The organism is Rheinheimera metallidurans (genome assembly GCF_036983985.1).
Classification (GTDB): domain Bacteria; phylum Pseudomonadota; class Gammaproteobacteria; order Enterobacterales; family Alteromonadaceae; genus Alishewanella; species Alishewanella metallidurans.
The window spans coordinates 19,791-31,503 of sequence record NZ_JALAHQ010000001.1 but is presented as its reverse complement, the minus strand read 5'-3'; the positions used below and the strand labels follow the sequence as shown (position 1 = coordinate 31,503).

Below are 11,713 nucleotides of genomic sequence, written 5' to 3'. Positions count from 1 at the left end.
CTTTGTGTTTAGCATCTAGGCGTTATGACTATCGATACTGCGTTTCCACTTAGCCAGCAACAGCTTGAACATTGGTTTGACGCTGTAACCTTTCATCGTGCACAGGCTTATTTACAAGCCGGCAAAGTGGTTAAGTTAGAATATAACAGTGATTTATCTGAGATCAGTGCTCAAGTTTGGGGCGCTGCTTTTACGCCATACCGCCAGTTTATTAGCCTTAAACCCAGCAATGATGGTTGGCAGCTACAAAATCGCTGCACCTGCCCAGTTGGCGCGCTATGTAAACACGTACTCGCCGTATTATTGCGCCTGCAGCGCGACTATCAGCAAAATAAACTACAACTAGAACAACAACCCGTGCGGCAGTTAAACCAATGGTTTGATCAAGTTCAGCAAGCCATGACACCAGAACAGGACGAAAAAGATGTCGTACTCTATCTGCTGTCTTATGGTCAGGCAGGCTTACAACTTAGCCCTCGCCGAGTACGAAATAGCAAAAAAGGCGGCTACACCAAGGGCGTTAGTATCGGCAAATACGACTTAGTATCGCCGGTTATTCCGCACTGGATAGAACAACAAGACTACCGCTTACTCAGCTATTTTCGCGCACAAAGCTTACGCGATTTGCCACTATTAGAGGGTGATTGGGGCCATCAATTACTGCAACAATTACTCGCTAGCGGGCGCTGCTTTTTTTCTGAAGCGCGCTATCCGGTAAAGCAGGGGCCCAAACGAGCCCTGCAATTTGCTTGGCAAGAAAGCAAAGCAGGCCAACAGTTAATTTGGCAACTAGATGATAGCGAGCGCGAGTTTGAGCTGGTGTATACCGACCCGCCATATTATCTAGATACCAGTTATTACGAACTCGGCGAGCTAGACACCAACCTTAGCAGCAAACAGCTTAAGCTATTGAATAAAATGCCGCCAATACCACAACAAGCATTAATGCCAAGTATTAGCCGTTTACAACAGCTGTTTAACCAAACTAGTCTGCCATTGCCAGCAGCCGCTGGCTTAAAGCAAGTTAAAACCAAGCCGAGACCAGTTCTACAGTTAAAAATGCTCCCGCATAAAGTGCGTGGGCGCAGCGAGCCCACCGCTATCTTGCAGTTTCAATATGAAAGTTATTTGCTGCCGCTAAATTTAACCGCAGCACAAACCGAACTGCAGCAAGACGGTATTACGGTATTTGTAAAACGTAACCGCACCACTGAAGTAACGGCATTAGAGCACCTATTAGCATTGCAGCTAATACAGTTGCCGCAATTAGCCCCACCTTATAGCGAGCATAGTGGTTTTGGCGTAGGAGAAGGCCCAGATAACCCAACCCTGTGGCAGCCGCTGCTAGACGCTTTACCAACTTTAGAGCAGCAAGGCTGGCATATTGCGAAAGATGACAACTTTAACCTCGATATTCTTAGCCATAACCCGTACTTGCAAGTACAAGACAACGCGGTTGGTGGCTTTGCCCTAGCAATACAAGTAGATATTGATGGCACTCAGGTACCGTTGTTGCCACTGATCAGCCAATGGCTGCGCCAGCATGGCCTACCGGATGCAAACAAGCCTATTTGGCTATCTTTGCCACAGGGCAAACTTGCGTTACCGCTAAAACTTATTCAACCGTTTATTGATACCATTGTTGAGCTATTAAACCCGAACAAACCACAATTCAGTTTAGATTTGCCGGCATTTAAAGCCGCTTTATTACCGCCAGAATCAGCAAAAGATATTCAATATTTAAATGCTCAACGGGTGCAGCGTTTAAGTGCTTCATTACATAACTTTAACGGCATTACGCCATGTAATGTGCCCGATGGTTTACAAGCATCGTTACGTGATTATCAGCTACAAGGTTTAAGTTGGCTTAGCTTTTTGCGTGAATTTGGTCTTGGAGGCATTCTGGCCGACGATATGGGGCTGGGCAAAACGCTACAAACATTAAGTTTATTGTTGTCATTAAAGCAACGCGGCGAGCTCACGCAACCCGCCTTAATTATTTGCCCAACCAGTGTACTAGGTAACTGGTTAGTAGAAGCGGCACGCTTTACGCCACAGCTACGAGTATTGCAAGTACATGGCAATAAACGCCAGCCGCTGTTTAATCAACTTGGTGATTACGACGTTATTGTTACCAGTTATCCACTAGTAGTCCGCGATCAAAAGTATTATCAAAGTCAGCCACTTAGCGCGATTATTCTTGATGAAGCTCAGCATATTAAAAATGCCGGTAGCTTAGCGGCCAAAGCGGTGCGCCAATTAAAAGCCCAATTTAAACTGGCGTTATCAGGCACACCACTAGAAAACCATTTAGGCGAACTAAAATCGATTTTTGATTTCGTATTACCAGGTTTGCTCGGCAACGATACCCACTTTAATCAGGTATATCGCAAACCGATAGAAAAACACGGCGACACCGAACGAGCAAACGCGCTAAAAGCAAGAATAGCGCCGTTCATGCTTCGCCGCACTAAAGCCCAAGTTGCAGCTGAATTACCAGATAAAACCGAAATTATTCAGCTATTAGAACTAGAAAGCGATCAGCGTAACCTGTATGAAAGCATCCGCTTAGTTATGGAAACTAAAGTACGCGAATTATTTATTCAAAAAGGTGTTGCCGCTAGCCAAATTCTGTTTCTTGACGCCTTATTAAAGCTACGCCAAGCGTGCTGCGATGCCCGCCTAGTGCCAGTTGAACATGCACGTTCAGTACGCAGCAATGCCAAGCTGCAATGGCTACGCGACACCTTGCCAGAAATGCTAGAAGAAGGTCGCAACATACTATTATTTAGCCAGTTTGCTAGCATGCTAACGTTAATAGAAGACGAGTTAAACGCACTGGGTATTTCCTACAGCAAACTAACCGGCCAAACTAAACACCGCCAGCAGCAGATTGATGCCTTTCAAAATGGTGAGACTCGGGTATTTTTAATTAGCTTAAAAGCCGGTGGAACAGGTTTAAACCTCACCGCCGCCGACACGGTTATTCATTATGATCCGTGGTGGAACCCAGCAGCAGAAGCGCAAGCTACCGACCGCGCACATCGTATTGGCCAACAGAAAAATGTGTTTGTTTACAAATTAATTGCCAGCAATACTGTAGAACAAAAAGTGCAATTACTACAGCAACATAAGCAACAACTGGCCGATCAGCTGTTTGCTGGAGGCCAAGGCCAACCATGGCAGGGTAAAGCAGAAGATCTACTGGCATTATTTAGCGCAGAATGAGCTACATTTTATATACACCAGCAACAAAGTGTCTCATTGACCGCCAGCCACACACACCTTAGGCTCTATATTATGCTTAATTGGGCTAACGTTGCAGGTGGTAATTGATGAAAAATTTAACTGAACATTTAGGCCAATATGCGCGTTATCATCGTGATAAGCGTAACCTACTTACCCACTATATTGGCATTCCCTTAATTGTGGTGGCGATTTACAGCTTTATTAGTATCCCGTTACTAACTCTCGCTAGCGTTGTTATTACACCGGCATTACTTTTATATCTAGCCACTAGTTTATTTTATTTTCGCCTCGATTTGCGCTTTGGCCTCGCCATGTTGCTATTTAATAGCCTCTGTTTAGCCATCGCGTATTATATTTCAGCTCAGCCGTTTAATAGTTGGCTTATCAGTGCCATTAGCCTGTTTGCCATTGGCTGGATATTGCAATTTATTGGTCATTACTATGAAGGCAAAAAGCCTGCTTTTGTAGATGACGCCGTTGGCCTTATTGTTGGCCCATTATTTATCGTAGCAGAGCTAGGCTTCGAACTCGGTTTACGTAAAGCATTGCAGCAAGATATTGAAAACATAGCCGGAAAAATGCATTAAATCAGCGTTTGTTCAGCGTTAGCCTGTACATTATCGAAAGGTATTTTCACTGAAGTAAGTGGTAGTGAATGAAATTATTATCGTTGTTATTTAGCAGCTTAATGCTGTTTTTTGTTAGCGCCAGCATTGGTGCGCCAATAAATTTTGCTCAGGCCAAGAAATTAGCCTCATTAATTTACTCCCCTACCACCAAAAGCTTTTATTGCGGCTGCGATATTAGCTGGCAGAGTAAAAAGGCGGTGCTCGATTTAACCAGTTGTGGTTATCAAGTACGTAAAAATACTGACCGTGCAAATCGGGTTGAATGGGAGCATGTGATGCCCGCTTACCACTTTGGCCACCAGCGCCAATGCTGGCAAAATGGTGGCCGTAAAAATTGCGTGAAAACGGATAGCGTATTTCGCGCGATGGAAGCCGACTTATATAACCTAAAACCAGCAATTGGCGAAGTAAATGGCGACCGCAGCAACTACCGCTTTAGCATGTTACCTAGCGCGGCGGCACAGCACGGCGCTTGCGCTATTAAAGTTGATTTTAAGCAAAAAGTGTTTGAGCCCAGTGCCAATATTCGCGGTGATATTGCCCGCATCTATTTTTATATGGCCGATAAATATAACTTATCGTTATCACATAGCCAGCAAAAACTAATGTTAGCCTGGCATAAACTAGACCCAGTAACTGCTGAAGAATCCCAATTAAACCAACGCATTGCTAAAGATATGCAGCATAACAATCCCTTTGTTAGCGGCGAAAAAGAATGGTATCTAGGTTATCAAAATAGCGGTTATGGTGTAGTCATTGCCGATTAACATCGGCAATGACTAGTATTAAGATTTACTCTGCAGCGCCGTGCAGCTTACACCAGTTAATACTACCCTTTTTTCACTGCTATCGTGTTGCAACCAACAGCCGTCAGCATCTAACCACAAGCTAAAGCGGTTAGACAGCTGGTGATGCCGTCCCATAATGGGCAAACCAGCATTATCGCGCAGTACGGCTTGCTCAATAATTAATATGTTATTACGCGTTAGTACGGTATCAGACAACTTAACCGGTGCGCCGCCAATTAGCTCAATAATGCGTTGCTGTAATTGCAATTTCACATCAGCATTCACCGCACTTAGCACCGCAGGCTCTGCCTGTAAGCTCAGATGCTGACAACCTAGTATTACCATAGCACCACTGACTAATGCGATTTTTTTCATCATTACTCCAAAGGCTTAATTGGCATGTTAATACGATTATCTAATAATTGATTACGCGGCTTTAATTTAAATTCGACCACAGGCTCTGCACTTGATGTGGCTAACAGACGATTAGCGCCACTGCGGTTCAGCTGGGTAACTGACGCAACGACGGGACACTTTTCATGTTTAGCATAATACAGCGCTGTATTTAAACGCGCTTCGCTTTGCGAGCCTAAGTCATGGCTAAAATCATCAGCTACCGCGCAGCCTTTAATATCCGACTCGTACAAGGGAGTTTCAGTTGGTGTAAAGCCATCAGCGTAGTCACCAAAGCCTTTGGCATTAATACCAGAAAACTGTACGGTAAAAAATGTTGTGCCGCAGTTATCTACTGGGTAAAAGCCATAGGGTTTACCACAGGTATTTTCACCAATTTGAATAACCTCTACATCGACGCCGCGTAACGCATTCATAAAGGCTTCGCTGGCAGAACAGGTGCCGTCACCAGTAATAACAAATACTCGACTTAAACCTAACGTTGGCAGTGCTTGAGGCGTAGTTACACCTCTGTCATAGTCAATAACTACGTCGTAAAATGGTACTGGCTGTAATCTTGCCCCCGTAATAGGATCAGTATTTGGGTATTTATCATTAAATTGCATTGTTTCAAAAAACCGGTTTTGAATAACGTTATCACCGGCAACCATATAGCCAAGCTGCGAGGCGAGCGCTAACAAACCTCCGCCGTTGTAGCGTAAATCTATAACTAACTCGGCAATGTTCTCTTCACTAAATTGCTTAACCGCACTAATCAATTGTTGTTGGGCTAAGGCAATATGGCTATTAAATACCAAATAGCCCACCTTACCTATATCGGTATTTAATACAGAAACATTTCGTACCGGCATAATTTCAACATCAGCCGACACCATATTGTACGTAACATTGGCACCATTAACTTTTTCCATGACGAATTGATGTGGCTCACCGGCAGACATAGGGTATAAGCCCGCAATCAACTTATTGAGTGCGTCTGTCGAATTTTCATTAACAAAGCTCACGCCATCAATAAAGCGCACTTCATCACCACGGCTTACGCCTGCAACCGCTGCTGGCGAATTAGGCTCAATATAGGCGACTGTCAGTTTACGTGGCGGTACGTTACTGGTTAAAGACCAACTAATACCATAACCTGATTCCACCCCGCTTTCAGTTTGTTGTAAGTAGTCAGCCGTATTTTCTGCAAAGTGAAATTTATCTTTTTGTGCGCCAGAGTCGGTTAAACCGCTGGTTTTTAATTGAGCAAAGTAGTCAATAACGCCATAACCCGCAGGGTTAACATCGCTCAACTCTCGGTACCACAAATAGGTGCGATTACTCCATGAGCGCAGCCATAACTGCTCGTGTAACTTAGAGCCGGCTTTATCTGGGTATGCCGCATTGGTATAGGGATCTATACCTTTTCTTGGTATCGCACAAAAATTCTTAAAATCAGCTTCTGGGCCATACACTCCGGGGACATAAGTAACTTTACCCGTACTACCAGAACCGTTGTTAATATCATTATTGAGCCCACCACCGCCACCACATCCAGCAAGTAGCAGGCTCAGTATTGCCGCAGTTAATATGGCTTTATTTGCTAAAAACACCTTCGCCACTCCAAATTGCAAATAAGAAATTAATATAATAGATATAAAACAATGGCATAACTAATTTACCGCACCGCCAGGGCCTGAAACTCTAGTTATATCTAACATATCGGCTCGAATAGCTCCGCCTAAATCGCTACTTAACAAGGCTTCGGCTTGGCTAAAGCTCACCTTTAAACCATTTATCATGCACACCTGATTACGGCCATTCGCCTTGCTCAAGTAAAGTGCCATATCAACAATCTGCATTACCTTTTCCCAACCAAGCAGTTCTTCACTTACCCCAGCAAAGGGTAAATGAATAAAACCACCACTAGCGGTCACACTAATACTGTGCTGTTCAAATATTACTGGCTGCGCTGTGATTATTTGTAAGATACGCTCAATAAAACTCGATAATTGATCAGGTACTAAGTGTTCTAATACCAGTAAAATCTCTTCACCACCCCAGCGCACAACGAGATCATGCTCTCGGCATGTTTTTAGCAAGCGCTGGCTTAACTCAATTAACACTGCATCGCCAACACTATGACCATAATGGTCATTGATACGCTTAAAAAAATCGATATCCAGTAACAGCAAGCCTGTTAAGCTAGCATCTTGGTCTCGCCGCTTTTGGCTGCGCAGCTGCATGTGCTGCTGCAACGCACGCCGATTATATAGCCCAGTTAGTGGATCGCGCTGTGACTGAAATGCCAACTGCTTATTGGTTTCATATAATTTTTGATTTGACCGGCGCACCTTGCGATACAACATCAATAGCGCAACCGCAGCAAAGAGAATTAGCAGCACCAATAGAAACATGAGTTTTTGCTGTAACTGCTTATTTTCAATCAGTTGCGCTTTTAAGCTATTTTCTTGTTCTAAAATGGTTATTTGCTGGCTTTTGGCTTTAGTATCATAACGATTTTGCAGTTCGTTCAGGCGAGCTTCTCTATCGGTTGAACGGATCTCTTCACGCAACGCCATTTGCTCAACCAGTGTTTCAGCTTGCTGTTGATATAAGCCCGCGGCAGCGTAAGCTCTGGCCAATACCGTATAATAGGGCTCGTATTCTACTTTTGCTGCATGCTTACTAAAATAAAGCATGCTAGCCTGCATCTGCTCTAATCCCAACTTATGCTGTCCTTCCATGACAAGAATAAAGCCCAAATTTAATTTAATAAGCTGTTGGCTAGATTCATCCTTTAACTTAACCGCGCGTTGTTGTGCTTGCAGTAAAACCACATTCGCTTCGTCGTATCTCTTAAGCTCGATATAACCGACGCCCATATTATTTTCAAATGTTAGAGCCGTTCCTTCACGGCCAATTTCTAACGCAGCGGCTAAGCCTCTTTTGTTAATGCTAATGGCATCGTCATATTTGCCCGCTGAACCAGCAATATAACCCTGTAATAAATAGAGTTCTGGAAGAAAGTTAACGTTTTTATATTTAATCGCATCATTTACTAACTCTTCAGCTAACTGCGCAGCCTGCGGCCAGTTTTTTAGCTCGGCGTGTACGTGTGCGATGTTGAAATTAAGAAAGGCACGGCGACGCAGCGTAAAACTATCGTCAGTTTGTGCCACAATATCCATAGCACTAATAAAATGCTGCAAGGCTTGTTCATATTGACTATCAGCTTTGTATAACCGACCTAATACATTATGGCCGTAGTAACGCTGGCGCAAATCTGTTGCACTTAGCAGTACGCGCTCAAGCAAATCCGCTTTAATAATGGCATCATCAAGCTTATTCTGCAGTAATAATAACTCCAGCTCCGTAGCATAAATTTCTGCTAAAGCGTTTGCGTTTTCGGTTACTTCACTCAGCTGTAACAACTGTTGCAACAATACGTTTATCTTTGTATTGTCATTAAGATCAAAGGCCTCAGTAAGTAAATAGCTTAATAGTCTTACACGGCTTTTTATTGCCGGGGTATCACTATTAGTTTCAGCTAACTGCTGTAATAAGGTATGTGCAGCTTTTTCATCATCTTTATCAGTAAGTTGAATATAACGATCCAGTGCTTGTTCTAGCTTAGTATCAACGTCAGTCGCAGTTACGGGCAAGCACAGTAAAATACTGGTAAAAATGACGCTATAGAACCAAGCTAGACGAAAATAAGCCATGTAGCGTTATACCTAATTTTGCATTTAATATTTTTTTACCAACATACCTGACAAGTACCGATATTGCACACTTTTTCGGCAAAACACAGTATTTCTTGTCTTACGGCTGCATTTGCAGATTATTTTCATTCTGTACGAACTTACAGCTATTTATAACCGCCGCCAACTAAGGTATAACGGCGCAATGAAAACACCAAAACGTATTCAGCCACTGGTCGATGAGGGCTTAGTGGATGAAGTCATGCGCTCGCTAATGAGCGGTAAAGAAGCCTCTGTTTATATCGTGCGCTGCGGCGAGGACATTCGCTGCGCCAAAGTATATAAAGAAGCCGATAAACGCAGCTTTAAGCAAGCGGTGCTATACCAAGAAGGCAGAAAAGTGCGCAGTACTCGACGTGCGCGCGCTATGGAAAAAGGCTCTAAATTCGGCCGTAAACAACAAGAAGAAAGTTGGCAAAATGCGGAAGTAGACGCCTTATTTAAGTTGGCCAAAGCTGGTGTGCGCGTACCACAACCTTTTGGTTGTTACGAAGGCGTATTACTGATGGAGCTTATTTGCGACGACGAGGGCATGGTTGCGCCACGTTTAGCCGATGTAGCAATGGACGCCGAGCTTGCCATAGCCGATCACTCTACTATGCTGCACTACATTGTGCTTATGCTATGTGAGGGTTTGGTGCATGGCGATTTATCAGAGTTTAATGTTTTAGTCGACGATCACGGCCCGGTAATTATTGATTTACCACAAGCCGTAGACGCTGCGGCGAACAATAATGCCAAATGGATGTTTGAACGCGATGTAAATAATATGCGTGATTACTACGGCCAATACGCGCCAGAATTGCTCAGCACACAATACGCCGCCGAAATATGGGCACTCTACGAAGCTGGCGAGTTAACCCCAGATTCAGAATTAACCGGCGAGTTTATTGCCGATACCCATGAAGCCGACGTAGATTCAGTATTAGAGCAGATTAAAGCCGCATTTGCTGAAGCTGAAGCACGAAAAGAGCGCGCGGCAGAACAAGACGATTAAAGCCCGTCAATAGTAAAACAAACGACTTAGTTTGTTGGTACAGAAAATTGTTATCCAGAAATCACGCAAGCCTAACCATTGTTGGTTAATTAAACTGCTGGATTCTCAGCGGACGTTGCGGTAAAACTAAGCTAACCTTAACAAATGCTTGAGAGGCGTTGCCTGCCTTTGATGGCGGCAATATTGGAGATACATTATGTTAGTAGCTCAGTTATTACGTCATATATTGCTAACTAGCTTTGCATTACTACTGAATAGCTATAGCTTCGCCCATGCAACGCCAACCACTCAAAACGAGCCATTAACCGAGCTGAAAATTAGCGCTGGCGAATGGCCACCCTTTCTCAGTGCCGAGCTACCCAAGCAAGGCGTAATAGCGCATCTTATTCATGATATTTTTCTTGAGGCAGGTTACAAAGTTAACTTTACTTTTTTACCTTGGGGCCGAGCGTACAGAGACACCGCACATGGCAAATATGACGCTACCGCGGTTTGGATGTTCAGCGACGATAGAATTGCTGATTTCATATTTAGCGAGCCAGTGCTAGATGAGAAGTTTGTATTTTTTCATCAAAAAAAGCGCACATTTAACTGGCAACAACTCAGTGATTTACGCGGCCTAGTTATAGGCGCTGGTGTTGGTTATAGCTACGGCCCAGCATTTGACAACGCGCTAAAAAGCGGCCTATTTAAAGTATCGCGCGCCGTTACCACCGAGGATAACTTCCGCTTGCTGGCGGCTGGGCGTATTGACGTGTTCGCTGAAGAAATAAGCGTTGGCTATTATACGTTACGGCAACATCTACCTGAGCTTACCGACAAAGTAACTCATCACCCCACACCATTATTAATTAATAAAAGTTTTTTAATGCTACCAAAACACAGCGCAAACAGCGCGCAATTAATGGCGGCATTTAATAAGCACTTGTTACGGTTTAAACGAAGCGGTCGTTATAAACGCTATTTTGATAGCTTAGCAAATGGTGAATATCAGCAGAAAGTTTTAAAGTAGACCCAAATTCTCATTTAACAGCGCTTGCATTAATTGGTTATTATAATCTTGAATAATAATTTGTGAACGAAATAAACCGGCCATTTCAAATATCGCAATGATCACTAACAAGATTACACCAAGCAACCAGCTCGATGTAAATAGTATACTAATGCCAACTATAGCCACGGCAATATTTAGCAAGCCACGTAACCACTGTTTTAAATAGAAGTGATGAAAGCCGATTAGAAAGCACCAGTTCAATACGGCATAAGTGTCGGGATCTTTCAACTCTCGGGTTAATTTCTGGTAAAAAATTACTCTAGCCGCATCAGGTAGCTCGGCGACACATGCCCGTATGCGTTCCTCTTCAGCATCAACGTGTTCTTGTTTTAACATTCTCACTCCGAGCTAACACGGGATCAATGCACTTACAAATAGCATCCGGCTGATTACAAGCTCGAATCCGTTTCCAACCCATCCCACAGCCTTTAGTTACACCATATTGGCGAATTGCTTCTGCCGTATACATCGAGCACGTTGGTTCAAAATTGCATTCAATACCAAACCAACGTTTACTGCCACCAGCTGCACGATATAATTCAATCATATACAGCAGAAAACGCTGCATATTAACGCCCTAAAGTGACAATCATCGCTTCACGCTGCCAAAATAAAAAGAAACGTTTTTGTTCAATAACCTGAAAAACTACTTGCCACCCTTGCGCAGCTTGGCTGTTAAGCTCTGCTTCTATTTTTTTCAATGGCAACCCTGATGAACCAAGAAAAATAGTGCCACAACCACCTTCAACAATATGCAAAACTTTGTACTCTTTAAATTGATTACTCATACTGATTCGCCTATGAAAACTGTTATATGAAAAATAAACCTATGGCTTATA

The 11,713-nt window shown here is 43.5% G+C and carries 11 protein-coding genes; 5 read left to right on the top strand and 6 right to left on the bottom strand.

Annotated features, from left to right (window positions below; genetic code table 11):
* Positions 1–24: 24 nt before the first annotated feature.
* The 3 genes from MN199_RS00175 to MN199_RS00165 all read left to right on the top strand — a co-directional run bounded on the left by MN199_RS00175 (position 25) and on the right by MN199_RS00165 (position 4,645).
* A complete protein-coding gene (locus MN199_RS00175) occupies positions 25–3,228 on the top strand; it encodes a DEAD/DEAH box helicase (RefSeq protein WP_132581170.1) in 3,204 nt (1,067 codons plus the stop codon).
* Positions 3,229–3,335: 107 nt separating this feature from the next.
* Positions 3,336–3,836: an Mpo1 family 2-hydroxy fatty acid dioxygenase gene (locus MN199_RS00170; protein WP_132581168.1), complete on the top strand. Its 501-nt coding sequence runs from the start codon at positions 3,336–3,338 to the stop codon at positions 3,834–3,836.
* Between the two features lie 68 nt (positions 3,837–3,904).
* Positions 3,905–4,645, top strand: a complete 741-nt coding sequence (locus tag MN199_RS00165) for an endonuclease (protein WP_335738019.1) — start codon at positions 3,905–3,907, stop codon at positions 4,643–4,645.
* 18 nt (positions 4,646–4,663) lie between these two features.
* Here MN199_RS00165 and MN199_RS00160 read toward each other — a convergent pair whose 3' ends face one another.
* The 3 genes from MN199_RS00160 to MN199_RS00150 are packed head-to-tail and all read right to left on the bottom strand — an operon-like array spanning position 4,664 to position 8,784.
* Positions 4,664–5,044, bottom strand: coding sequence for a hypothetical protein (locus MN199_RS00160; RefSeq protein ID WP_132581164.1), 381 nt, complete (start codon positions 5,042–5,044; stop codon positions 4,664–4,666).
* Positions 5,044–6,672 carry a S41 family peptidase gene (locus MN199_RS00155; RefSeq protein ID WP_335738018.1) on the bottom strand — a complete coding sequence of 543 codons (1,629 nt, stop codon included), beginning with the start codon at positions 6,670–6,672 and terminating at the stop codon, positions 5,044–5,046. Before MN199_RS00155 ends, MN199_RS00160 begins: the two co-directional genes overlap by 1 nt.
* 60 nt (positions 6,673–6,732) lie before the next feature.
* Positions 6,733–8,784 (bottom strand): tetratricopeptide repeat-containing diguanylate cyclase, encoded by a 2,052-nt coding sequence (locus tag MN199_RS00150; RefSeq protein ID WP_335738017.1) that lies wholly within the window; start codon positions 8,782–8,784, stop codon positions 6,733–6,735.
* A gap of 184 nt (positions 8,785–8,968) precedes the next feature.
* On the opposite strand from MN199_RS00150, the gene MN199_RS00145 reads away from it, so the two are divergent.
* Positions 8,969–9,820, top strand: a complete 852-nt coding sequence (locus MN199_RS00145) for a PA4780 family RIO1-like protein kinase (RefSeq protein ID WP_335738016.1) — start codon at positions 8,969–8,971, stop codon at positions 9,818–9,820.
* 196 nt (positions 9,821–10,016) lie between these two features.
* Positions 10,017–10,832 (top strand): substrate-binding periplasmic protein, encoded by an 816-nt coding sequence (locus tag MN199_RS00140; RefSeq protein ID WP_132581156.1) that lies wholly within the window; start codon positions 10,017–10,019, stop codon positions 10,830–10,832.
* On the opposite strand, the gene MN199_RS00135 is transcribed toward MN199_RS00140, so the two are convergent.
* From MN199_RS00135 to MN199_RS00125, 3 genes are read right to left on the bottom strand one after another with little or no spacing between them, the layout of a single operon-like run.
* The gene (locus tag MN199_RS00135; protein ID WP_132581154.1) at positions 10,824–11,210 is read right to left on the bottom strand and encodes a TM2 domain-containing protein; all 387 of its coding nucleotides are present in this window, start codon (positions 11,208–11,210) and stop codon (positions 10,824–10,826) included. The genes MN199_RS00140 and MN199_RS00135 overlap by 9 nt on opposite strands.
* Positions 11,188–11,442, bottom strand: coding sequence for a membrane protein insertion efficiency factor YidD (yidD, locus tag MN199_RS00130; protein WP_132581152.1), 255 nt, complete (start codon positions 11,440–11,442; stop codon positions 11,188–11,190). The genes MN199_RS00135 and yidD overlap by 23 nt, the downstream gene beginning before the upstream one ends.
* A 1-nt stretch (position 11,443) precedes the next feature.
* Entirely contained in the window at positions 11,444–11,662 is a 219-nt protein-coding gene (locus MN199_RS00125) for a DUF4177 domain-containing protein (RefSeq protein ID WP_132581150.1), read from the bottom strand.
* Positions 11,663–11,713 lie beyond the last annotated feature (51 nt).